This window comes from Streptomyces sp. NPDC051907, from assembly GCF_040681075.1.
In the GTDB taxonomy this organism is placed as follows: Bacteria; Actinomycetota; Actinomycetes; order Streptomycetales; family Streptomycetaceae; genus Streptomyces.
Genome location: NZ_JBFAYB010000121.1, coordinates 1 through 21,956, shown reverse-complemented (window position 1 = coordinate 21,956; position 21,956 = coordinate 1). Strand labels below are relative to the sequence as shown.

At 72.1% G+C, this 21,956-nt stretch carries 20 protein-coding genes and 1 pseudogene; 7 read left to right on the top strand and 14 right to left on the bottom strand.

Annotation, left to right across the window (positions count from 1 at the left end; translation table 11 throughout):
* Nucleotides 1-167: 167 nt before the first annotated feature.
* The 11 genes from AB0M39_RS36965 to AB0M39_RS36915 form a co-directional block, all read right to left on the bottom strand.
* Nucleotides 168-1,286 (bottom strand): polyprenyl synthetase family protein, encoded by a 1,119-nt coding sequence (locus AB0M39_RS36965; RefSeq protein WP_365372002.1) that lies wholly within the window; start codon nucleotides 1,284-1,286, stop codon nucleotides 168-170.
* Nucleotides 1,283-2,668 carry a hydroxysqualene dehydroxylase HpnE gene (gene hpnE / locus AB0M39_RS36960; protein ID WP_365372000.1) on the bottom strand — a complete coding sequence of 462 codons (1,386 nt, stop codon included), beginning with the start codon at nucleotides 2,666-2,668 and terminating at the stop codon, nucleotides 1,283-1,285. The genes AB0M39_RS36965 and hpnE overlap by 4 nt, the downstream gene beginning before the upstream one ends.
* A gap of 82 nt (nucleotides 2,669-2,750) precedes the next feature.
* Complete coding sequence (gene hpnD / locus AB0M39_RS36955) at nucleotides 2,751-3,689, bottom strand: presqualene diphosphate synthase HpnD (protein WP_365371997.1); 939 nt, start codon at nucleotides 3,687-3,689, stop codon at nucleotides 2,751-2,753.
* An 8-nt stretch (nucleotides 3,690-3,697) separates the two neighbouring features.
* Entirely contained in the window at nucleotides 3,698-4,630 is a 933-nt protein-coding gene (hpnC, locus tag AB0M39_RS36950; RefSeq protein WP_365371994.1) for a squalene synthase HpnC, read from the bottom strand.
* A gap of 341 nt (nucleotides 4,631-4,971) precedes the next feature.
* Nucleotides 4,972-5,775: an ABC transporter ATP-binding protein gene (locus AB0M39_RS36945; RefSeq protein ID WP_365371992.1), complete on the bottom strand. Its 804-nt coding sequence runs from the start codon at nucleotides 5,773-5,775 to the stop codon at nucleotides 4,972-4,974.
* Nucleotides 5,768-6,697 (bottom strand): ABC transporter permease, encoded by a 930-nt coding sequence (locus AB0M39_RS36940; RefSeq protein WP_365371990.1) that lies wholly within the window; start codon nucleotides 6,695-6,697, stop codon nucleotides 5,768-5,770. Before AB0M39_RS36940 ends, AB0M39_RS36945 begins: the two co-directional genes overlap by 8 nt.
* 77 nt (nucleotides 6,698-6,774) lie before the next feature.
* A complete protein-coding gene (locus tag AB0M39_RS36935) occupies nucleotides 6,775-7,671 on the bottom strand; it encodes a glycosyltransferase (protein WP_365371987.1) in 897 nt (298 codons plus the stop codon).
* Entirely contained in the window at nucleotides 7,668-8,447 is a 780-nt protein-coding gene (locus tag AB0M39_RS36930; protein WP_365371984.1) for a CDP-alcohol phosphatidyltransferase family protein, read from the bottom strand. Before AB0M39_RS36930 ends, AB0M39_RS36935 begins: the two co-directional genes overlap by 4 nt.
* Nucleotides 8,425-9,486, bottom strand: a complete 1,062-nt coding sequence (locus tag AB0M39_RS36925; RefSeq protein ID WP_365371981.1) for an iron-containing alcohol dehydrogenase family protein — start codon at nucleotides 9,484-9,486, stop codon at nucleotides 8,425-8,427. The genes AB0M39_RS36930 and AB0M39_RS36925 overlap by 23 nt, the downstream gene beginning before the upstream one ends.
* Nucleotides 9,474-10,211, bottom strand: a complete 738-nt coding sequence (locus tag AB0M39_RS36920) for a phosphocholine cytidylyltransferase family protein (RefSeq protein WP_365371978.1) — start codon at nucleotides 10,209-10,211, stop codon at nucleotides 9,474-9,476. The genes AB0M39_RS36925 and AB0M39_RS36920 overlap by 13 nt, the downstream gene beginning before the upstream one ends.
* The gene (locus AB0M39_RS36915) at nucleotides 10,208-12,034 is read right to left on the bottom strand and encodes a DUF5941 domain-containing protein (protein WP_365372005.1); all 1,827 of its coding nucleotides are present in this window, start codon (nucleotides 12,032-12,034) and stop codon (nucleotides 10,208-10,210) included. The genes AB0M39_RS36920 and AB0M39_RS36915 overlap by 4 nt, the downstream gene beginning before the upstream one ends.
* 212 nt (nucleotides 12,035-12,246) lie before the next feature.
* Between AB0M39_RS36915 and galE the strand changes: the two genes are divergently transcribed.
* From galE to idi, 4 genes and pseudogenes are all read left to right on the top strand, one after another.
* Nucleotides 12,247-13,230 (top strand): UDP-glucose 4-epimerase GalE, encoded by a 984-nt coding sequence (galE, locus tag AB0M39_RS36910; RefSeq protein WP_365371975.1) that lies wholly within the window; start codon nucleotides 12,247-12,249, stop codon nucleotides 13,228-13,230.
* 181 nt (nucleotides 13,231-13,411) lie between these two features.
* The gene (locus AB0M39_RS36905) at nucleotides 13,412-14,353 is read left to right on the top strand and encodes a cation diffusion facilitator family transporter (RefSeq protein ID WP_365371972.1); all 942 of its coding nucleotides are present in this window, start codon (nucleotides 13,412-13,414) and stop codon (nucleotides 14,351-14,353) included.
* Between the two features lie 80 nt (nucleotides 14,354-14,433).
* Nucleotides 14,434-14,946 (top strand): annotated as a pseudogene (locus tag AB0M39_RS36900) (N-acetyltransferase); the annotation flags it as partial.
* 141 nt (nucleotides 14,947-15,087) lie between these two features.
* Entirely contained in the window at nucleotides 15,088-15,699 is a 612-nt protein-coding gene (gene idi, locus AB0M39_RS36895) for an isopentenyl-diphosphate Delta-isomerase (protein ID WP_365371969.1), read from the top strand.
* A 57-nt stretch (nucleotides 15,700-15,756) separates the two neighbouring features.
* On the opposite strand, the gene AB0M39_RS36890 is transcribed toward idi, so the two are convergent.
* Nucleotides 15,757-16,227, bottom strand: a complete 471-nt coding sequence (locus AB0M39_RS36890; RefSeq protein WP_365371967.1) for an ATP-binding protein — start codon at nucleotides 16,225-16,227, stop codon at nucleotides 15,757-15,759.
* A 135-nt stretch (nucleotides 16,228-16,362) separates the two neighbouring features.
* Nucleotides 16,363-16,965 (bottom strand): HdeD family acid-resistance protein, encoded by a 603-nt coding sequence (locus AB0M39_RS36885; protein WP_365371964.1) that lies wholly within the window; start codon nucleotides 16,963-16,965, stop codon nucleotides 16,363-16,365.
* Between the two features lie 65 nt (nucleotides 16,966-17,030).
* Between AB0M39_RS36885 and AB0M39_RS36880 the strand changes: the two genes are divergently transcribed.
* Nucleotides 17,031-17,807: an enoyl-CoA hydratase/isomerase family protein gene (locus AB0M39_RS36880; protein WP_365371961.1), complete on the top strand. Its 777-nt coding sequence runs from the start codon at nucleotides 17,031-17,033 to the stop codon at nucleotides 17,805-17,807.
* On the opposite strand, the gene AB0M39_RS36875 is transcribed toward AB0M39_RS36880, so the two are convergent.
* The gene (locus AB0M39_RS36875) at nucleotides 17,794-18,432 is read right to left on the bottom strand and encodes a DJ-1/PfpI family protein (protein ID WP_365371959.1); all 639 of its coding nucleotides are present in this window, start codon (nucleotides 18,430-18,432) and stop codon (nucleotides 17,794-17,796) included. The genes AB0M39_RS36880 and AB0M39_RS36875 overlap by 14 nt on opposite strands.
* Before the next feature lie 235 nt (nucleotides 18,433-18,667).
* On the opposite strand from AB0M39_RS36875, the gene AB0M39_RS36870 reads away from it, so the two are divergent.
* Together AB0M39_RS36870 and AB0M39_RS36865 are read left to right on the top strand one after the other, a co-directional pair.
* On the top strand, nucleotides 18,668-19,531 hold the full coding sequence (locus tag AB0M39_RS36870) for a hypothetical protein (protein WP_365371957.1): 864 nt from the start codon (nucleotides 18,668-18,670) through the stop codon (nucleotides 19,529-19,531).
* A gap of 121 nt (nucleotides 19,532-19,652) precedes the next feature.
* Nucleotides 19,653-21,956, top strand: a 2,304-nt coding sequence (locus AB0M39_RS36865; protein WP_365371954.1) for a Tex family protein, incomplete at its 3' end; no start/stop codon positions are given.

The following is a 21,956-nucleotide window of genomic DNA, read 5'->3' as shown; positions in this document are numbered from 1 at the left end:
GCGGGTTGTCCTGGGTCGCGGAGATCGAGAACTTCTTGTTCTGGACGACCTTCTCGACGGCCGGGTCGGCGGCCAGGCGCTTGGCCTCGGTCTCCACGGCCGGCGACTGCGAGCTCATATCAGGGTGATCGTGATCATCTCTTCCGTACGGCCGTTCCGTCCGTACGTCATCTCTTGCGTACGACGACGAAGTCCGCGAGCGCGACGAGCTGGTCGCGGACCTTGTGGGGCATGTCGACTCCGTGGAGCGCCTCGATCGCGACGGTGTGCTGACGGCGGGCCTCCTGAGAGGTCCACTCGCGGCCGCCGGCCTCCTCGATCAGGGCCGCCCGGATGGCGAACTCCTCCTCGGAGAAGCTGTCGAACTCATTGCTCTTGGCGTCGGCGGCGAGCAGCTCGCCCAGGCGCCGCGAGGCCGGGCCGTCGGCCGCCAGCGCGGCGACGACCGGCAGGGACTTCTTGCGCTGGCGCAGGTCGCTCCAGGTCTGCTTGCCGGTGGCGACCGGGTCGCCCCAGATGCCGAGCAGGTCGTCGACGGCCTGGAAGGCGAGGCCGAGGTGGTAGCCGTACTCCTCCAGCGTGTCGGCGGTCTTGTCGTCCGCCCCGCCGAGCACCGCGCCGATGGAGACGGCGCAGGCCAGCAGGGCGCCGGTCTTGTTGCCCTCCATCTCCAGGCACTCCTCGACGGTGACCCGCTCGCGGTGCTCGTAGGAGATGTCCTGGGCCTGGCCGTCGATGAGCTTGCGGCTCGCGGTGGTCAGCCGGCGGGTGGCGCGCCCGGCCTCGACCGTGCCCAGCTCCAGCAGGACCTCGTTGGCGAGGGCGAACAGCGCGTCGCCGACGAGGATGGCCTGGGCGGGCCCGTGGACCTTCCAGACGGTGTCGCGGTGGCGGCGCTGCTCGTCGCCGTCCATCAGGTCGTCATGCAGCAGCGAGAAGTTGTGCACCAGCTCGACGGCCACCGCGCCGGGGACGCCGGTCTCTGCCGGGGCGCCGGCCGCCTCCGCGGACAGCAGCGCAAGCGCGGGGCGCACGGCCTTGCCGCCGTCGCCCTCGGACGGCTGCCCCTCGGCGTCGATCCAGCCGAAGTGGTAGGCGGCGACGGTGTCCATGGGCGGCGCGAGCCGGTCCACGGCGGCGCGCAGCACCGGGGTGGACATGGTCCGCCCGCGTTCCAGCAGAGCGAGGATGTCCACGCTTGCTGCGCTGGCTGCGGTGTCGTCAGCCGTGTTCGCCGAGGGCACAGTCGGCACAGTCTCTCCTCTTGTTCCATAACGGGTGCTCATGCCGCCTCCTTGAGCGGGTGTTCATGGCGACGGCCGAGCGTGCAGAGCGCTGCCCCGGCGGCGGCGAAGCCGCTGCGCACGGCGCTCTCCATGGTCGCGGGCCACCCCGTGGCGGTCCACGCGCCCGCAAGGTACAGGCCGGGAGCGCGGGTGCGCGCACCCGGTCGCAGTCGGCCGACGCCCGGAGTGGGTGCGAACGTCGCTGTCCGCTCCCGGGTGACGAAGAAGTCCCGCACCCGCGCGTCCCGGGCGCCGGGCAACAGCCGCTCCAGCTCGGGCAGATAGCGCTCGCGCAGCTCGGCCACGGGCGCGTCGATCTCGTCCTCGGCGGCGGACTGGGACAGCGCCAGATACTGGCCGTCCTTCAGCCCCGACGCCTCGGTGCGGTCGAAGACCCACTGGACGGGGGTGCCGAGCGCGGCGAAGAAGGGCCGGCGCAGCACCTTGCGGTCGTACAGGACATGGACGTTGAGGATCGGCGCGGTCCCGATGTCGAGCAGCCGGTCGGGGTCCTGAAGGGCCCCCTCGGGCAGCAGGGCGTGCGTCTCGCGCTGCGGCACGGCGAGGACGACGGCGTCCGCCTCCAGCCGCTCACCGTCCACGTCCACCTGCCAACGCCCCTGCTCGGCACGGGAGATGCCCCGTACGCGAGTGGACAGCTCGGTGCGCACCCCGGCGGAGTCGAGGGCCTTGCGGGCGAGGGTGTCGTGCAGCTCGCCGAGGGGCACGTGCGCCCAGCCGATGTCGGCGGCGCCGGGCTCGGAGAGCAGCCCGGTCTTGAAGACCATGGCGGCCAGCCCCATCGAGGCGTTGGGCGCGGTGGCGTTCAAGGTCGCCACGCCGACCAGGTCCCACAGCGCGTCGACGGCGCGCTGCGACTGGCCGTGGCGGCCGAGCCAGGTGGCGAAGTCGATGCCGTCCAGGGCCGGGTCGGCGGGGTCGAGCCGGCCGAGGGCGAGCGCCGCGCGGCCGACGCCCGCCCGCTCGGCGAGCGAGAGGTGCGGATAGGTCGCGAGGCTCGCCGCCAGGTGCAGGGGCACGGGCAGCGCGGTGCGCCGCAGCCGGCCGAGCCGGGGGCCCCGGGGGTGCGCGACGTCGAGGACGGGAACGTCCAGCCGGGGCTGCAGCGGGGCGAGACGAGCGCCGTCGACCCGGTCCAGGAACCAGCGGTAGGCCGTGCAGCAGCGCAGATACACATGCTGGCCGTTGTCGACGGTGAGCTCGCCGCGGCGGAAGGAGAAGGCGAGGCCGCCCAGACGGGGGCGGCCTTCGAGCAGGGTGACGCGGACTCCCGCGTCGGCGAGCTGCAGCGCCGCGGTGACGCCGGCGAGTCCGCCGCCGACCACCACGGCGTGACCGGAGCGCATGTCGTCGTCCGTCATGCGACCTCCCCTCGGGCCGTTGCAGTCAGGGACGCGGGGCGAAGGCGGAGGGTTGCCCGCCGCTTGTGCGCGCGTGCGGGCATCAGGAGCGCCCTCTGAGGGTCTGCCGGGTGACGTGCCGGGCGTCGAGCCCGGACAGCCCGCGCACGGCGACGTAGGCCTTCTCCCGGCCGGGCAGGGAGACCCGGCCGCGCAGCACGGCCTCGGGGTCGCGCTCGATGCGGTCGAGGAGGCGGCGGTAGATCCCGGCCATGGCGGCGACGCAGGCGCCGCTGCGCCGGTCGAGCAGGGGAAGCAGCCGGTAGCCCTCGACGAACAGGGCGCGGGCGCGCCTGACCTCGAAGTGCACGAGGCCCGCGAAGTCGGAGCCGGACGGCGGGGTCGCGGTGTGGAAGCCGGTGGAGCAGCCGAACTTGGCGAGGTCGTCGGAGGGCAGGTACGTACGCCCGTTGGCGGCGTCCTCGCGGACGTCGCGCAGGATGTTGGTGAGCTGAAGCGCGAGCCCCAGCGTGTCGGCGTACTCGGAGGCGCGCTCGACTCCGCGCGCGCCGGGCTGGGTGCCGAACACGCCGAGCGAGAGCCGTCCGATGGCGCCGGCGACGCACCGGCAGTAGGCCTTGAGCTCGTCCCAGGTCTCGTAGCTCTCGCCGCGGACGTCCATCTGCACGCCGTCGATCAGCTCGTCGAGGCCGCCCAGCGGCAGCGGGAAGCGGCGGGCCGCGTCGGCGAGCGCCACGGCGACCGGGTCGGTGTCGTCCTCGTCGACCGCGCCCTGCCGGACGCGGTCCAGGAGCTCCCGTGTGCTCTCGAGGCGGTCGCGCTTGGCGTCGGGCGCGAGCGTGCCGTCGCCGATGTCGTCGACGCGCCGCGAGAACGCGTACAGCGCGGACATGGCCTGCCGCTTGTCGGTCGGCAGCAGCCTGATGCCGTAGGCGAAGTTCCGCGCCTGCTGCCCGGTGACGGCTTCGCAGTAGCCGTACGCGGCCTGCACCGGTGCGGAGACGTCCGTCGGTCCCTCCATGCTCCGGCTCACCCCTCTCTACGCGCTCTTCGCAAGACAGCTCCCACTTCACGCAGCAGATTCGCCTTGGCGGGCTTGGGCGGTCCGGGCAGTACGTCGTGGCCGGCGGCGGCGATCGAATTGAGCGCGGCGTGACCGCCGGCCACGAAGCCGGCGAGCAGCAGCCGCAGCCTGCCGTGGACGCTACCCACCAGCGCAGTGCCCTCATTCAGCAGCTCACGGGCGCGTTGCGCTTCGAAGGCGACCAGCGCGCGCACCGACGCGCCCCCGGTCGGGGCGGCGAGGTCGGCCTCGGTGACATGGAACCGGGCCAGGTCCTCGGCGGGCAGGTAGATCCGGTCGCGTCCGAGGTCCTCGCGCACGTCCTGGAGGTGCTCGACGATCTGGAGCGCGGTGCAGACGGCGTCGGAGCGGCGCACCCGCTCGGGGCTCGCGGTGCCGGTGATCTGGAGCACCAGGCGGCCGACGGGGTTGGCGGACAGCGCGCAGTAGGCGAGGAGGTCGTCGTAGGTCTCGTACCGGCGCACCGCCTGGTCCTGGCGGTTGGCCTCGATCAGGCCGAGGAAGGGGCCGGGGGTGAGGGAGCGGCGGCGCACGGTGGGCTGCAGGGCGCGCAGCAGGGGGTGGCGGGGGGCCTCGGGCGGGTCGCAGGGGAAGACGCGGCGCAGGTCGGCCTCGAAGGCGTCCAGCAGGGCGAGGCGGTCCTCGGCCCGGTCGGCGCCGACGCCGAGCAGCCGGGCGTCCGCGCCGCCGGGCTCGAGGTCGCCGTCGCCGATGTCGTCGACGAGGCGGGCGTAGCCGTACACCGCCATCAGGTCGTCGCGCCAGGCGCGCGGCAGATAGAACGGGGCCACCGGGAAGTTCTCGTGCGCGGCCTTGTCGAGTGTGGCGCGCACGGAGTCGACCGGCGCCGGGGCGCTCGCCTCCTGGACGCCCGTCATGCCGGGCTGCCCGGCGCGGGGACGGCGAAAGCCTCGCGGAGCTGGAGATTTTCCGTCATTGCCGTCACATCTCCCGTTCTACACTGCTGACCTAATACATCCTATTTCGGACACGCCGCCGGTCTTCCCGACTGGGGGGAGACCGCCTGGCGGACGGGATGCCTAGGGGGTATCGCCCCACTTGCCGCGATTCAGCACTGGTACAGCTTACGTTGTACAACGCCCACTGATACGCCGGGGTGTTGCGCGTATGAACAAGTGCGCCGCTCTTGCGGACGCGGCAGACCCCCGCCGGGTTGCCGCGGCGGGGGCCGTCCGTCGAGATCCTTACGCCCTCCCGGCTATTTGCCGGTCTCCTTCTCGTAGGCCTTGATGACCTCGTCGGTCGGGCCGTCCATCAGCAGCTCGCCCTTCTCCAGCCACAGCACGCGGTCGCAGGTGTCCCTGATCGACTTGTTGCTGTGGCTGACCAGGAACACCGTGCCCGCCTCCTTGCGGAGCTCCCGGATCCGCTCCTCGGAGCGGATCTGGAACCGGCGGTCGCCGGTGGCCAGCGCCTCGTCGATCATGAGGACGTCGTGGTCCTTGGCGGCGGCGATGGAGAAGCGGAGCCTGGCCGCCATGCCGGAGGAGTACGTACGCATGGGAAGGGTGATGAAGTCGCCCTTCTCGTTGATCCCCGAGAAGTCGACGATCCCCTGGTAGCGCTCGCGGATCTCCTCGCGCGACATGCCCATGGCCAGGCCGCCGAGTATGACGTTGCGCTCGCCCGTCAGGTCGTTCATCAGCGCGGCGTTGACGCCCAGCAGCGAGGGCTGGCCGTCGGTGTAGACCTTGCCGCTCTCGGCGGGCAGCAGGCCGGCGATGGCCCGCAGCAGCGTCGACTTGCCGGAGCCGTTGGTGCCGATGAGGCCGATGGCCTCGCCGCGGTACGCCGTGAAGGAGACGCCGCGCACGGCGTGCACCTTGCGGACCCCGCGGGACTCGCCCTTGTCCCGGCGCAGTATCCGGCTCAGGGCCGCGGTCGCGCTGCCCTTGCCGCCGCTGCCGGCGTTGACCCGGTAGACGATGTGCACGTCGTCGGCGATGACCGTGGGGACGCGGGGCCCGACGGGGGCCTTGAGGTCGTTCTTGTCGTCAGCCACGGCCGTACCGCTCCTCAGCCTTCCAGAAGTACACGAAGCCGGCGCAGCCGATCAGGACCGCCCAGATCAGGCCTGCCGCCCAGACGTGAGAGGGCAGGTTCTCGGAGCCGTATCCGTCGATCAGCGCGAAGCGGATCAGGTCCATGTACACGGCCGCCGGGTTGTACATCAGCACGTCCGCGATCCAGGCCGGCTTGTCCTTGAGCATCACCGGGATCGAGAACATGACGCCCGACGCGTACAGCCAGGTACGCATGATGAACGGCATCAGCTGCGCCAGGTCCGGCGTCTTGGAGCCCAGCCGCGCCATGATCAGCGCGAGGCCGGTGTTGAACACGAACTGCAGCGCCAGGGCGGGCAGCACCAGCAGCCAGGACAGCGAGGGGTAGCTGCCGAACGCGACCACGATCAGCACCAGCACGATCATGGAGAACATCAGCTGCTGGAGCTGCTGGAGCGCGAACGAGATCGGCAGCGACGCCCGGGGGAAGTGCAGGGCGCGCACCAGCCCGAGGTTGCCGGCGATGGCCCGGACGCCCGCCATCACGGAGCTCTGGGTGAAGGTGAAGACGAACACGCCCGTCACCAGGAACGGGACGTAGATCTCGGTGGGCATCCCCCGGTCCGCCTCGAGGATCAACCCGAAGATCAGGAAGTACACGAGGGCGTTGAGCAGGGGGGTCGCCACCTGCCACAGCTGGCCGAGCTTGGCCTGGCTGTACTGGGCCGTCAGCTTGGCCTGCGAGAAGGCCAGGATGAAGTGGCGCCGGCCCCAGAGCTGCCTGACGTAGGCGACGAGCCCCGGCCTGGCGCCGCTCACCGACAGACCGTATTTGGCGGCGAGCTCCGCCGAGGACAGGCCGTCGTCCGCGGATGGCCTGGGGCTCATCGCGAGGGCACCGTCATGGGTTGTGTCACTCACAAGTTGAAACTTTCGTGTTCAAGATGCGCGGCAGTTCGGGCGCTGGTTCAGGCCCGATGCTCTCAGAACCGAGCTTGTCAGATGACAGGAGGTCGGCCCAGCCGGGTGAGCCGCCACACCGTACGCCACTTCATGGGGCGGCGTGGACCGCAGGGGGTGCGCATACCCTCCCGGAACCCCCCCAACCATGCCTTGAGTGCGCTCTTGGTGGGGCGCCGGGCGAGTGTGAGAAGAATCCACACGCCGAGGTAGACCGGCACCAGCGGGGCGGGCAGGTTCCGGCGCGCCAGCCAGACCCGGTTGCGGGCCACCATGCGGTGGTAGACCGCGTGCCGCGAGGGCGGCATGGTCGGGTGGAGGAGCACCATGTCCGCGCGGTAGTCGATCGCCCACCCCGCGTCGAGCGCACGCCAGGCGAGGTCGGTCTCCTCATGGGCGTAGAAGAACTCGTCGGGCAGCGCGCCGACCTCGGAGAGGACCTCGGTGCGCACGGCGTTCGCGCCGCCGAGGAAGGTCGTGACCCGCGAGGAGCGCATCGGGTCCGAGGCGCGCAGCCGCGGGACGTGCCGGCGCTGGGTGAGCCCGGTCTCCGGGTCGGCGATCCGGAAGCTGACGATGCCCAGCCTCGGGTCCTCGGCGAAGGCCCGCCGCACCAGCTCGGCGGTGTCGGCGTTGGGCAGCAGGCCGTCGTCGTCGAGGAAGAGCAGGGCGTCGACGTCCGACCCGGCCGGCCCGAAGGCCTCGATGCCGACGTTGCGGCCGCCGGGGATGCCCAGGTTCTCGGGCAGGTCCACGGTCCGCACGCCCGCGGGGACGTCGACCACCGGCGCGCCGTTGCCGACGACGACCACCTCGACCGGGTCGCCGTCCTGCTTGGCGACCGACTCGATCAAGGCCCGCAGATCGTCCGGGCGGTTGCCCATCGTGATGATGACGGCGCCGAGCTTCATCGGCCTCTTGGTCGCCGTGCTCATTTCAGCCTGCTCGACGCCAGGATGGAGACCAGGTGCAGCAGCGTCTGGAGGACCGCGATGCCCGCGAGGACCGCGATGCCGAGGCGGGTGTAGAACAAGTCGCCCTGGATCATGTCGAGGATCGCGACGAGCAGGATGAAGAGGCTGGCCTCGATCCCGCCGACGAGCCGGTGGAACTTGAGCGCCGCCGCCGCGCGACGGGCGACCGCCAGGCCGGAGGAGCGCGGCACGGCGGCCTCGTCCTTGACCGCGGGCAGCCCGCTGCGCTGCCGGGCCACGTCGACCAGGTCGGTCTCGGCCTTGATCAGGATCGCGCCGAGGGCGGCGACCGTGCCGAGGAACGCCCACAGCCACTCGGGCCGCCCGTCGCCGAACAGGTCGGCGCCGCGCAGGCCGAAGCCGACCAGCAGGGCCGCCTCGCACAGGTAGTGGCCGATCCGGTCGAGGTAGACGCCGGTGATCGACGTCTGCTTGCGCCAGCGTGCGACCTCGCCGTCGACGCAGTCGAGCAGCAGATAGATCTGGAAGAGGACGGCCGCGAGGATCGCGCCGGTCAGCCCGGGAACGAGCAGGGCGGCGCCGCCGAGCACGCCCACCACGACCATGAGGTAGGTGAGCTGGTTCGGCGTGATCCTCGTGTTGACCAGGTAGGGGTCTATGTGCAGCGAGATCTCCCGCATGTACAGACGGCCGGCCCAGTGCTCTCCGCTTCGCCGGTCCTTCACTCCCTCCGGGTGAACGACCGGACGGAGTTCAGCTACGGATGGTCTTGGCATAGTCGGCGTACGCGTCCCTGATCTGGTCGTTGGTGAGGTCGAGGTGCTCGAGGACGGTGAACCGCCCCGGCCGGGTCTGCGGTGCGTACTCCACGGCCGCGACGAACTCGTCCGTCGTGAAGCCGATTTCGTCGGGCAGCACCGGAAGCCCGTGTCTGCGCAGCGTCTCGGCGAAGAGACCGGCCTGCTCGCTCGCGCCGCGCAGATGCATGGCGAAGGCGGCGCCGAGGCCGACCTGCTCGCCGTGGCTGGCGGCCCGCTTGGGGTAGAGCAGGTCGAAGGCGTGGCTGATCTCGTGGCAGGCGCCCGAGGAGGGGCGGGAGTCGCCGCTGATCGACATGGCGATGCCGGAGAGCACCAGCGCCTCGGCGAGCACCGTGAGGAACTCGTCGTCGCCGACCCCGCCGGGGTGGCGCAGCACCGACTCGCCCGCGGTGCGGGCCATCGCCGCGGCGAGGCCGTCGACCGACTCGCCGGCGACGCGGTGCGCGAGCTCCCAGTCCGCGATGGCGGAGATGTTGGAGATCGCGTCGCCGATGCCGGAGCGGACGAAGCGCACGGGGGCGTCGCGGACCACGTCGAGGTCGATGACCATGGCGATGGGCGACGGAACGCCGTAGGAGCCGCGGCCGTTGTCGTTGTCCAGGATCGAGATCGGCGAACACAGGCCGTCGTGCGCGAGGTTGGTCGCCACGGCGGCCATCGGCAGCCCCACGCGGGCCGCCGCGTACTTCGCCACGTCGATGATCTTGCCGCCGCCGAGGCCGACGACGGCGTCGTAGCGCCTGCCCTTTATGTCGTCGGCGAGCTTGACCGCCGAGTCGATCGTGCCGTCGCAGACCTCGTACCAGTCGGCGCCGGCGAGGACCGGCGAGAGCCTCTCGCGCAGGGCCTGCCCGGAGCCGCCGCTGATCGCGAAGGCGAGCTTGCCGGACGCGGAGATCCGCTGGTCGGCCAGGATGCCCGCCAGCTCGTTCAGGGCTCCCGCGCGGATGTCGACGACGACCGGGGACGGGATGAGCCGGGTCAGTACTGGCACGCGATCTCACGGCCCTTCGCGAGGTCGTCGTGGTTGTCGATCTCGACCCACTTGACGTCGCCGATGGGGGCCACGTCCACGGTGAAGCCGCGGTCGACGAGCTCCTGGTAGCCGTCCTCGTAGTAGAGGTCGGGGTCGCGCTCGAAGGTGGCCTTCAGCGCGTCGGCGAGCTCCACGGCCGCCTCGGGCTCGATGAGCGTGACGCCGATGTACTCGCCGGTGGCGGTCGCGGGGTCCATCAGCTTGGTGATCCGCTGGACGCCCCTGCCGTCCTCGGCGACGACCTTCATCTCCTCGTCGGCGAGGCTCTTGACCGTGTCGAGGGCGAGGATGATCTTCTTCCCGTCGCCGCGGGCGGCGAGCAGGGTCTCCTCGACGGACTTGGGGTGCACGGTGTCGCCGTTGGCGAGGATCACGCCCTGCTTGAGGACCTCGCGCGCGCACCACAGGGAGTACGCGTTGTTCCACTCCTCGGCCTTGTCGTTGTCGACGAGCGTGAGCTTGAGGCCGTACGTGGCCTCCAGCTCGGCCTGGCGCGCGTAGACGGCCTCCTTGCGGTAGCCGACGACGACGGCGACCTCGGTGAGGCCGATCGCCGCGAAGTTCCCGAGGGTGATGTCGAGCACGGTGGTGTCGCCGTCGACGGGCACGAGGGCCTTCGGAAGCGTGTCGGTGTAGGGGCGCAGTCGCCTTCCGGCACCGGCTGCCAGTACGAGGCCGATCATGCGGGTTCTCCTTCGTCATGTACGGCGGGTGCTCCGGAGGACACCCAGAAGCGGATGCTCTCGACGAGCACCACGAGGGCCACGGCCACAGCGAGGGCCGTCAGCGCGATGGTGAAGTCTGAGTTGTCTAGCAGGACGGAGAGCAGCGCGACCGCGAGGATCCGTCCGTCGTGTCCGCCCACTGCCCGCACCAGCCAGTGCGGCGGCGCCCCCGTGCCTCCGCGTATGCGGTACACCGTGTCGTAGTGATGGTAGGCGACGGCGGCCACCAGCCCGAAGGCTGCGGGCAGCGCTCCGTTCACCTCCGCGTGGGCCGCGAGCACCAGGATGGCGCCGTATTCGGCGGCCCGGAACACCGGGGGGACCAGCCAGTCGAGCGCGCCCTTGAGCGGGCGGGCGACGGCGAGGCCGGACGCGAGGACGTACACCGCGGCGGCGAGCAGCGTCCAGGGCGCCCCGTACTCGGTGAAGACGGCCGTGGCCACCAGAGCCGCGGCGCCGGCGACGGCGCTCGCCAGGGGTATCAGCCCGGGCAGCGAGGCGGCCCGGCCCGCCAGGGCGCGGGCGACGCCCTCGGCGAGCGGCCCCGAGTCGGCGAGGTCCGCGAGGGCCTGGGCGGCCCGGTCGGTCCTGTGCGCCTTGCGGGTCAGCGAGCGCAGGACGCGGCCCGCGGTGGTGTAGCAGGCGGCCAGCGCACAGCCGACCAGCAGGGCGTAGAAGACGATCCGCGGGGTGGTCACGGCCGTGAGCACGGCGATCATCGCCCAGCGCTCGCCGATCGGCAGCACTATCATCCGGCGCACCCACACCGTCCAGCCGACGCTGTCGAGCTTGTCGGAGAGCGCGGCGGTGGGACTGGTGTTGGCGGTCGCGTCGTGGTTCGCCTCGTTGAAGGAGAAGTCGACGACGTGCCGGCAGGTCTGGAGGATCATCGCGCCGAGCGCGAGCGCCCACACGTCGTCGCCGCCGCGGGCGGCGCCCAGCGCGAGGCCCGCGTAGTACGCGTACTCCTTGGCCCGGTCGAACGTCGCGTCCAGCCAGGCGCCCATCGTGGAGTACTGCAGGGAGTAGCGGGCGAGCTGCCCGTCGGTGCAGTCCAGCACGAAGGAGAAGATCAGCAGCAGCCCGGCGGCGATGTAGCCGCCGCGGGTGCCGGTGGCCGCCGCGCCCGCCGCGAGCAGCGCGGTCAGCAGCGAGGCGGTGGTGACCTGGTTCGGGGTGAACCCGCGCCGCGCGCACCAGCGGGCGAGGTAGCGGGAGTACGGGCTGATGCAGAAGGTGGTGAAGAAGCCGTCGCGGGCCTTGACCGCGGAGCGCAGCCGTACGGCCTCGTCGTCGACCGCCTCGACGGCGGCCCGGGCCCGGTGCCTGGCCTCCAGGTCGAGCGGCACCTCGGCGACCAGCGAGCCCAGCTCGGGGCGGTGCACGCCGACGCCCTCGGCCTCCAGCGCGTCGGCGGTCCGGCCGACGAGGGACGCGGTCGCGGTCGCCGCGGCGCCCGCCTCCGGGCCCCGGGAGGCGTCGTCCGAGGCGGCGGCCAGGACCCGGGTCAGCGCGGCGCGGGCCTCGGGCTGCGCCGTCAGCGCGCCGGGGACCGCGGCCGCCGGGAAGCGGGGGTCCGTCAGCGCAAGGCGCAGGGCGTGCACGTGTCCGACGAAGCAGGGGTCGACGACGGCGACGCGGGCTCCGCCCGGCACGGCCGCGACCTGGGCGGCGGTGTCCTCAGGGCCTGAGGCGACCCGTACGTCGAAGCCCAGCGACCGCAGATCGCCCTCGAGCGACGATCCGGGTACCGGCGGACCGGTGAGGATGGCGGTCGACAGACGAACTCACTCCTTGGGGCTGACGATGCTGGTGCGCGACAGGTGGACCCGGTCGACTGGGGACCGGGCCGCGGCACGTCGGCAGAGGCTATCGGATGAATGGAAGCGTGATTTCACCGGTTGTTCATGCCCCGGAGACCCGCCGAGATCATCATCGTCGATCAATGCCTTGCCCCACAAACCGCGGGCCCTCAGGGCCTAGGCTGGCGGTCATGACTTGGCTGATCACAGGTGGAGCGGGGTACATCGGCGCGCATGTGGCGCGGGCCATGACAAGTGCCGGCGAGCGGGTGGTCGTCCTGGACGATCTCTCCTCGGGCATCGCGCAGAGACTGCCCTCCGAGGTCGTGCTGGTCCGCGGATCGGTGCTGGACCGTCAGACGCTCGACCGCACGCTGGCGGAGCACGACGTCAGCGGAGTGGTGCATCTGGCGGCGAAGAAGCAGGTCGGGGAGTCCGTCGAGCAGCCGCTGCGCTACTACCGGGAGAACGTGCACGGGCTGACCGTGCTGCTCGACGCGGTCGTCGCGGCGGGGGTGGAGCGGTTCCTGTTCTCGTCCTCGGCCGCGGTGTACGGAGTGCCGGAGATGGAGCTGATCCCCGAGGGCGCCCCGTGCGAGCCGATCAATCCGTACGGCGAGACAAAGCTCACCGGCGAGTGGCTGGTGCGGGCGGCGGGCCGGGCGCACGGGCTGTCGACGGCCTGTCTGCGCTACTTCAACGTGGCGGGCGCCGCGGCGCCGGAGCTGGCCGACACCGGGGTGTTCAACATCATCCCGATGTTCTTCGACCGGATCACCCGGGGCGAGCCGCTCCGGATCTTCGGCGCGGACTACCCGACCCCGGACGGCACGTGCGTCCGCGACTACATCCATGTCGCGGACCTGGCGGACGCGCATCTCGCGGTCGCCCGCCGGCTGGCCGGGCAGAGCGGCCCGGGCGATCTGACCGTGAACATCGGCCGCGGGGCCGGCGTCTCGGTGCGCGAGCTGGCCGATCTGGTGAGCGAGGTCACCGGGTGGACCGGCGGGACGGTCGTGGAGCCGCGGCGGGCGGGCGACGCCGCCAAGGCCGTCGCCTCGGTCGACCGGATCAGCGGCGAGCTCGGCTGGAAGGCCTCGCACGAGGTGCGCGACATGGTCGAGTCGGCCTGGGCCGGCTGGCTCCTGCGCCACCCCGAGGCCGCCGGCGAATGATCGCGCAGGCACTCTGACCTGCGGTCGTTTCCGCAGGTCAGAGCATATGACAACGGTGTTCAGTCTCGTGTTGCCCGATACCCCCCACCCGTAGTTCACTGAAGTCGCCGAAGAGCAGACAAGACGACCGGATGCCGCGCTTGGGGGTCCGGAAGGCGACTGACGACCAGGAGGCGTCCCCATGGGGGCTGGGCACGACCACGGCCATACGCACGGCGGCCCGCCGCCGACCGGCACCGCGGCCGCGGCCTATCGAGGACGGCTGCGCATCGCCCTGGCGATCACGCTGAGCGTGACAGTCCTGGAGATCGTCGGCGGCGTCCTGTCCGGATCCCTCGCCCTGATCGCGGACGCGGCCCATATGGCCACCGACGCGGTGGGCCTGGGCATGGCGCTGCTGGCGATCCACTTCGCCAACCGCCCCGCCGGGGCCAACCGCACCTTCGGCTTCGCCCGGGCCGAGATCCTCGCCGCGCTCGCCAACTGCGTGCTGCTGCTCGGCGTCGGCGGATACCTGCTCTTCGAGGCGGTGCAGCGCTTCATCACCCCGGCCGAGACGAAGGGCGGGCTGACCATCGCGTTCGCCCTGGTCGGCCTGGTCGCCAACATGATCTCCCTCTCCTTGCTGGTCCGCGGCCAGAAGGAGAGCCTGAACGTCCGAGGGGCCTATCTGGAGGTCCTCGCGGACACGCTCGGCTCGCTGACGGTCCTGGTGTCCGCGGGCGTCATCCTCCTCACGGGCTGGCAGGCGGCCGACCCGATCGCCTCGCTCGCGATCGGCCTGATGATCGTGCCGCGCACCTTCAAGCTGCTGCGGGAGACGCTCAACGTGCTGCTGGAGGCGGCGCCGCAGGGCGTCGACATGGCCGACGTGCGGGCGCACATCGTGGCGCTGCCCGGCGTGGAGGACGTGCACGACCTGCACGCCTGGACGATCACCTCCGGGATGCCGGTGCTGTCGGCGCATGTGGTCGTCAGCCAGGACGCGCTGGACGCCGTGGGGCACGAGAAGATGCTGCACGACCTCCAGGGCTGCCTCGGCGATCACTTCGACGTCGAGCACTGCACCTTCCAGCTGGAGCCCGTCGGCCACGCCGAGCACGAGGCGAAGCTGTGCCACTGAGAGCCGTGCCGCTGAGAGACGAAGCCCTGCCGATGAATGGAGTCCCCGCTGTGTCCGAGCCCTCCGCCGTGTCCGAGCTCTCCGAAGCGCGCTGGCCGACCCGGCCGGAGACCGAGGCGGACGTCGCCGCCGTGCACGCCGTCAACGCCGCGGCCTTCCCGACGCCCGCGGAGGCGGCCCTGGTCGACGCGCTCCGCGAGGACGGCGAGGCGTGGCTGGAGGGGCTGTCGTACGTCGCCGTGGCCGCGGACGGCTCGATCGCGGCGTACGCCCTGCTCACCCGCTGCCGCGTCGCCGACGCGCCCGCGCTGGCGCTGGCGCCGGTCTCCACCGCTCCCCAGCATCAGCGCCAGGGCGCGGGCCAGGCGGTCGTCCGGGCGGTGCTGGAGGCGGCCAAGGCGCGCGGGGAGGGGCTGGTCCTGGTCCTCGGGCACCCCGAGTACTACCCGCGGTTCGGGTTCGAACCGGCCTCGCGCTATGGAATCAGGCCAGGTTTCGAGGTTCCGGACGAGGCCATGATGGCGCTGGTCCTGGACGGCTCCGCGGACGTGCCGCAGGGCACGATCCGCTATCCGGCGGCCTTCGGAGTCTGAGCGGCGGCCCGGCCCCCGCCGCGGGCGCCGACGGCGGGGGCGGAGGCGGACATGCCCGGGCTGCCGAAGTGCGGACAAGCCGCTTTTGTACGGCAGACTGAGCAGGCCCCCCAGGGCCGAGGACCGATGCGAAGGATGGTTATGCCGACCTCACCTGCTACCGCGGCGAACAGCTCGTCGAACGGCGCTCCCCAGTCGAACGGCTCGCCACAGGACATCCTGCTCGAGCTGGTCGACGAGCAGGGCAACACCATCGGCACCGCGGAGAAGCTCGCCGCCCATCAGGCGCCGGGCCAGCTGCATCGGGCGTTCTCGGTGTTCCTCTTCGACGAGCAGGGGCGGCTGCTGCTGCAGCGCCGGGCGCTGGGCAAGTACCACTCCCCCGGGGTCTGGTCGAACACCTGCTGCGGTCACCCCTACCCGGGCGAGGGACCGTTCGCCGCCGCGGCCCGGCGTACGCACGAGGAGCTGGGGGTCTCGCCGACGCTGCTCGCGGAGGCGGGCACGGTCCGCTACAACCACCCGGACCCCGATTCGGGTCTGGTGGAGCAGGAGTTCAATCACCTGTTCGTGGGAATGGTGCAGTCTCAGCTGCGACCGGACCCGCAGGAGATCGACGAGACGGCCTTCGTGACCCCCGGGGAGCTGGCCGAGCGGCACGCGGAGGCGCCGTTCTCGGCGTGGTTCATGACGGTGCTGGACGCGGCGCGCCCGGCGATCAGGGAGCTGACGGGGCCCGCCGGCGGCTGGTGAGCCCGCGGGCGGTGCGGGGCCGCGCGTCGCGGCCCCGCCTGGCCCGAGGCGCTCCGGCTACAGCGGCGGGAGCCCGGTCGGCGGGGACAGCGGCAGCGCGGCCCAGATGATCTTGCCGCCGGTCGCGGTGTGCTCGACGTCGCACGTCCCGCCGGCCTCCAGCGTGATCTCCCGTACGAGCAGCAGTCCCCGGCCGCCGGTCTGCGCGTAGTCCGACTCCAGCGGCGTCGGCCGGTAGGGGTGGTTGTCCTCCACGGACACCCGGATCCACTCCGGGCCGATGGCGACCTCGACGGCCAGCTCGGGCGAGAGCAGCGCCGCGTGCTTGACCGCGTTGGTGACCAGCTCGGAGACGATCAGCAGAAGTCCCTGCACCAGGTCGTCCTGGACGGGCACTCCTTGGCGGTTGAGCAGGTCCCGCACCGCGTGACGGGCCTGCGGCACCGAGACGTCGACCGCAGGAGCGGTGAATCGCCAGACGCCTTCGTATGACAGCGGCCGGGCCGGGACGCTCCCGCGGCTCTCCATAGTCCGGCACCCACCCTCGGCTCGACTGCCCCTGACCATCGAGTAACAAGTGTTGGGAATCACTTGGTCCGGACCGGTCCGCTGAACAGAAGTCAGCATCTATCGACGGCTTTTGACCGTGTGCGTATGACAGCGTCAGTTGTTCGACTCTTCTTGATCTTCTTCTGGTCGCTTTTCCGGCTCGGCGACCATGTTGACGATCCGGCGGCCGCCGACGCCGAGGGCGATCAGACCGAGGCCGTCGAAGAGCAGCGCCAGCGAGAAGAACGTGCCCAGCACATAGAGGCTGCTCTCCGGCCAGTTCGCCAGCACCAGCACGCCCAGCAGAATGCCGAACGCGCCCTGCACGAGCGTCCAGCCGAACTGCGGGCCACGCACTACCACGCTGCCCACCAGACGGAAGAGGCCGCCGGTCAGGAAGAGCAGGGCGGCGAACATCGTCAGCCCCTCGGCGGCCGTCTCGGGATGGCGGATGACGACCACGCCGGCGGCGATGTTCAGGGCGGCGACCACCACGCCCAGCCAGAAGAAGTTGGTGCCCCTCGACTCGATCGCGTGGAGCAGGCCGACGAGCCCGCAGATCAGGAGCAGCCAGCCGAACAGCAGCATCGAGGTCAAGGTGGCGGCCGCGGTGTATATCAGGCCGACGATGCCGCCGAGGACGAGAACCGCCCCGAGCACCGTCAGCACGCCGAACCCGCGCTTGAGCTTCCTGGCCTCCTGGGCAGTACCGGCCATCCGTGCCTCCTTGCCGCACCCCCGTCTTGATCATAGGTTCGGCCCCGCCGGATAGCATCCGGCGCATGGAGCCCTCCCCGCCGCCCGAGCCGAACGCGCCCCGCCTGACGCACACCGTCGAGGACGGCGTCGCCACCGTGGTGATCGGCAATCCCGCCAAGCGCAACGCGATGACCGCCGACATGTGGCGTGCGCTGCCCGGTCTGCTCGACGAGCTCGCCGGCGACGGCGCGGTGCGCGTGCTGGTGCTCACCGGCGCGGGCGACACGTTCTGCGCGGGCGCGGACATCTCCTCGCTGCGCACCCCGGGCGAGGACCCGCAGGCGCTCGCGGTGCGGGCCGAGGAGGCGCTGGCCGCCTTCCCCAAGCCGACGCTCGCCGTCGTACGGGGCTACTGCGTGGGCGGCGGCTGCCAGCTCGCGGCCGCCTGCGATCTGCGCTTCGCCGAGCAGGAGGCTCTCTTCGGCGTGACGCCCGCCAAGCTCGGCATCGTCTACCCGGCGGGCACGACCCGCCGCCTGGCCGCGCTGGTGGGACCCGCCGCCGCCAAGTACCTCTTGTTCTCCGGCGAGTTGATCGATTCACAACGGGCGCTGCGGACCGGTCTGGTCGACGAGGTGCTGCCCAAGGACGAGCTGGGCAAGCGGGCCGCCGAGTTCGCCCGGATCCTCACCACGCGCTCGCAGCTCACCCAGGCCGCGGCGAAGGAGTTCGCGAACGGCCGCACCGACCGGGACGCCTACTGGGCGGAGCAGGCGCGCACCGGCGGCGACACCGCGGAGGGCGTCGCCGCCTTCCTGGAGCGCCGCCCGCCGCGCTTCGAGTGGACTATCGGGGGGTGAAGCGGCTCCTGGAGCGGAGCTCCTCGACCAGATCCGCCGGGGCCGTGGCGGGCGATCCCGCGTCGTAGGGCGGCCGCGGGTCGTGCTCCACGGCCAGCTGCACGGCCTGCGCCCGCCGCTCGCCCGCGACCTCGCCGACCAGGGCGAGCCCCAGGTCGACCCCGGAGGAGACGCCGGCCCCGGTGACGTACTTGCCGTCGATCACGACGCGCTCGCCGGTCGGCCGGGCCCCGAGGCTCTCCAGATACTCCAGCGCGAGCCAGTGGGAGGCGGCCCGGCGGCCCTCGAGCAGCCCGGCGGCGGCGAGCAGCAGCGACCCCGTGCACACGGAGGCCGTCCAGGAGGTGTGGGCGTCGACCGCGCGCAGCCAGTCCAGGAGGGTCTCGTTCTCCATCTGCGCGGTCTGGCCCGGGCCGCCCGGGACGACGACGATGTCCGGTCGCCGCACCTCGCCCAGCGTGCGGTCGGCCGTCAGCGCGAGGCTGCCCGCATTGTCGTTGCGCACGGGCCCCGCCCGCTCGGCGACGAAGACGGTCTCGGCGCCGGGGATGCGGCTGAGGATCTCGTAGGGGCCCACCGCGTCGAGCGCGGTGAAGCGGTCGAAGAGAACGATCGCGATCTGCATGGCGTCCCTTTCTCGTTCTGTCTGGCTCTCTGGCCCCCGGCCCCTCTGCGTCTGAGGCGTCTGAGGCGTCTGCGGTGCCTGTGGCGTCCGTGGCGTCTGCGCACCGGGGGCTTTCATCGTCGGCCGCCGACGATCATGGCCGCAAGGACGAATGGCCCGCCTTTCCTGCCGCCGGCGGCCCGCGGCCGCCGCCCCCCTCTTCCGGGCGTACCGACCAGTCGGTAACGTGCAGGCCATGACCTCTCTGCCTCCGCGCGCGGGACGCCGCTGCCACAACGCTCTGAACCCGATGCACTCGACGGTGTACTTCTCGCCGGACTTCGCCGAGGAGCTCGCTCGGCTCGGCGTCGAGAATCCGCGCGCCGCCTACTTCGCCGGGCGCGGCGCGGCCATGGGCGCGGTCGGGCCGGGGGCCGTCGCCGCGGCCTTCTACAACTTCAACCACGAGATCATCGCCGAGCATCTGCCCGCCGTATGGGAGACCGCCTCCCCGCAGGCGGTGCTGGACGCGCGGCTGCGGGCCGTCGACTCCACCCTGCGGCGGCTGCTCGGCGAGGAGGTCGTCGCCTCCAAGGAGCTCGCCGAGGCCGCGCAGCTGGCGCTGCGCGCGACCGAGGCGTGCACCCGGCACGCCCGGCCGCTGTACGCCGCGCACGCCGACCTGCCCGTGCCCGAAGAGCCGCACCTCGCCTACTGGCACGCCGCGACGCTGCTGCGCGAGCACCGCGGCGACGCCCATCTCGTGGCCCTGCTCTCCGCCGGCCTCGACCCGCTCGAGGCGCTGGTGAGCCACACCGCGACCGGCAAGGGCATGTCGCCGCGCTGGATCCTGTCCACCCGCGGCTGGCGGCGCACCGACTGGGACGCCGCGGCGGGGCGGCTGCGCCAGCGCGGACTGCTGGACGGCGAGGGCCAGTTGACGGAGGCGGGCGCACAGCTGCGGGCGGAGCTGGAGGAGGTCACCGACCGCCTCGACCTCGCTCCGTACGAGCATCTGGGCGCCGAGGGCGTCGAGCGCCTCACCGAGCTGGGGCGCGGCTTCCTGATGACCGCGGTGTCCGCGGGCGCGTTCCCCGCGGACCTCTCTGACAAGGGCTGAGCGGCAGGCGCCGACCGGCGCGGGCGGACGGCGCACAGCGGGCGCGCGCGACACGGCGCCCGGCCACCCGGCACAATGCACTCTCAAGCACAGCCAGCACGAGAAGGCGAGTCGGGAAACCGTGACGACGTCCATCGAAGGCAGGATCGCCGAGGAGCTCGGCGTACGCGAGCGGCAGGTGAAGGCGGCCGTCGAGCTGCTCGACGGCGGATCGACCGTGCCGTTCATCGCGCGCTACCGCAAGGAAGCCACCGAGATGCTCGACGACGCGCAGCTGCGCACGCTCGAGGAGAGGCTGCGGTATCTGCGGGAGCTGGAGGACCGGCGGACCGCGATCTTGGAGTCGGTCCGCGAGCAGGGCAAGCTCACCGGCGAGCTCGAGGCGCAGATCCGGGCGGCCGACACCAAGGCGCGCCTGGAGGACATCTATCTGCCGTTCAAGCCCAAGCGCCGCACCAAGGCGCAGATCGCCCGCGAGGCCGGTCTCGAGCCGCTCGCCGAGGGGCTGCTGGGCGACCCGTCCGTCGAGCCGCTCGCCGCGGCCGCGGCCTTCGTCGACGCCGACAAGGGCGTCGCGGACGCGCCCGCCGCGCTGGAGGGCGCCCGGGCGATTCTGGCGGAGCGTTTCTCCGAGGACGCCGACCTGATCGGCGAGCTGCGCGAGCGGATGTGGACGCGGGGCCGGCTCGTGGCGAAGGTTCGCGAGGGCAAGGGCGACGCGAAGGAGGGGCCGGGCGCGAAGTTCGCCGACTACTTCGACTTCTCCGAGCCGTTCAAGGAGCTGCCCTCGCACCGGGTGCTCGCCATGCTCCGCGGCGAGAAGGAGGAGGTCCTGGACCTGGTGCTGGAGCCCGAGGAGGCGACGGACGGGCCCTCTTCGTACGAGGGGCTGGTGGCCCACCGCTTCGGCGTCGCCGACCGGGGCCGGCCCGGCGACAAGTGGCTCGCGGACACGGTCCGCTGGGCCTGGCGCACCCGGATCCTCGTGCACCTGGGGATCGATCTGCGGCTGCGGCTGCGCACGGGCGCCGAGGACGAGGCGGTACGGGTCTTCGCGGCCAATCTGCGGGATCTGCTGCTGGCGGCGCCCGCGGGCACCCGGGCGACCCTGGGGCTGGACCCCGGCTTCCGTACGGGCGTGAAGGTCGCCGTCGTCGACTCGACCGGCAAGGTCGTCGCCACGGACGTCGTCTACCCGCATGTGCCTGCCAACAAGTGGGACGAGTCGCTGGCCAAGCTGGCGCGGCTCGCCAAGGAGCACGCGGTCGACCTGATCGCGATCGGCAACGGCACCGCCTCCCGCGAGACCGACAAGCTCGCCGGCGAACTGTGCGCCAAGCACCCGGAGCTGGGCCTGACCAAGGTGATGGTCTCGGAGGCGGGCGCCTCGGTGTACTCCGCCTCGGCGTTCGCCTCGCAGGAGCTGCCCGGCCTCGACGTCTCGCTGCGCGGGGCGGTCTCCATCGCCCGCCGGCTGCAGGACCCGCTGGCCGAGCTGGTGAAGATCGACCCCAAGTCGATCGGCGTCGGCCAGTACCAGCACGACCTGTCCGAGACGAAGCTCTCCCGCTCGCTGGACGCTGTCGTGGAGGACTGTGTGAACGGCGTCGGAGTGGACGTCAACACCGCGTCCGCGCCGCTGCTCTCCCGGGTGTCGGGCATCGGCGCCGGCCTCGCCGAGAACATCGTCGCCCACCGCGACGCCAACGGCGCCTTCCGCTCCCGCAAGGCGCTCAAGGACGTGGCACGGCTGGGCCCGAAGGCGTACGAGCAGTGTGCGGGCTTCCTGCGCATCCGGGGCGGGGACGACCCGCTGGACGCCTCCAGCGTGCACCCGGAGGCGTACCCGGTGGTGCGGCGGATGGCGAAGGCGACGGGCGGCGAGGTCGCCTCGCTGATCGGCGACACCGGAGGGCTGCGCTCGCTGCGGGCGGAGGACTACGTGGACGAGACCTTCGGTCTGCCGACCGTCACCGACATCCTGCGCGAGCTGGAGAAGCCCGGCCGCGACCCGCGACCGGCCTTCAAGACGGCGTCCTTCAAGGAGGGCGTGGAGAAGATCGGCGACCTGGTCTCCGGGATGGTGCTGGAGGGCGTGGTCACCAACGTCGCCGCGTTCGGCGCGTTCGTGGACGTGGGCGTGCACCAGGACGGTCTGATCCATGTGTCGGCCATGTCGAAGACCTTCGTCAAGGACCCGCGGGACGTGGTGAAGCCGGGCGACGTGGTGAAGGTCAAGGTCCTCGACGTCGACATCCCGCGCAAGCGGATCTCGCTCACGCTGCGGCTCGACGACGAGGCCGCGGACCGCTCCGCCGGCGGCGGCGCGGGCGCGCCGAGGCGGGAGCGCGGCGGACAGGGCGGCGGGCAGGGCGGTCGGCCTCCGGACCAGCGGCAGGGCGCGGGCGGCGGTGGCGACCGGCGC

What these genes read in the sequence shown, in the direction of transcription:
- hpnD (WP_365371997.1), bottom strand. Translation starts at nt 3,689, where the DNA reads ATGGAGGGACCGACGGACGTCTCCGCACCGGTGCAGGCCGCGTACGGC.
- AB0M39_RS36920 (WP_365371978.1), bottom strand. Translation starts at nt 10,211, where the DNA reads ATGATCGGCCTCGTACTGGCAGCCGGTGCCGGAAGGCGACTGCGCCCC.
- AB0M39_RS36930 (WP_365371984.1), bottom strand. Translation starts at nt 8,447, where the DNA reads ATGCCAAGACCATCCGTAGCTGAACTCCGTCCGGTCGTTCACCCGGAG.
- AB0M39_RS36935 (WP_365371987.1), bottom strand. Translation starts at nt 7,671, where the DNA reads ATGAGCACGGCGACCAAGAGGCCGATGAAGCTCGGCGCCGTCATCATC.
- idi (WP_365371969.1), top strand. Translation starts at nt 15,088, where the DNA reads ATGCCGACCTCACCTGCTACCGCGGCGAACAGCTCGTCGAACGGCGCT.
- galE (WP_365371975.1), top strand. Translation starts at nt 12,247, where the DNA reads ATGACTTGGCTGATCACAGGTGGAGCGGGGTACATCGGCGCGCATGTG.
- AB0M39_RS36880 (WP_365371961.1), top strand. Translation starts at nt 17,031, where the DNA reads ATGGAGCCCTCCCCGCCGCCCGAGCCGAACGCGCCCCGCCTGACGCAC.
- AB0M39_RS36870 (WP_365371957.1), top strand. Translation starts at nt 18,668, where the DNA reads ATGACCTCTCTGCCTCCGCGCGCGGGACGCCGCTGCCACAACGCTCTG.
- AB0M39_RS36905 (WP_365371972.1), top strand. Translation starts at nt 13,412, where the DNA reads ATGGGGGCTGGGCACGACCACGGCCATACGCACGGCGGCCCGCCGCCG.
- AB0M39_RS36890 (WP_365371967.1), bottom strand. Translation starts at nt 16,227, where the DNA reads ATGGAGAGCCGCGGGAGCGTCCCGGCCCGGCCGCTGTCATACGAAGGC.
- AB0M39_RS36965 (WP_365372002.1), bottom strand. Translation starts at nt 1,286, where the DNA reads ATGAGCACCCGTTATGGAACAAGAGGAGAGACTGTGCCGACTGTGCCC.
- AB0M39_RS36875 (WP_365371959.1), bottom strand. Translation starts at nt 18,432, where the DNA reads ATGCAGATCGCGATCGTTCTCTTCGACCGCTTCACCGCGCTCGACGCG.
- hpnE (WP_365372000.1), bottom strand. Translation starts at nt 2,668, where the DNA reads ATGACGGACGACGACATGCGCTCCGGTCACGCCGTGGTGGTCGGCGGC.
- hpnC (WP_365371994.1), bottom strand. Translation starts at nt 4,630, where the DNA reads ATGACGGGCGTCCAGGAGGCGAGCGCCCCGGCGCCGGTCGACTCCGTG.
- AB0M39_RS36885 (WP_365371964.1), bottom strand. Translation starts at nt 16,965, where the DNA reads ATGGCCGGTACTGCCCAGGAGGCCAGGAAGCTCAAGCGCGGGTTCGGC.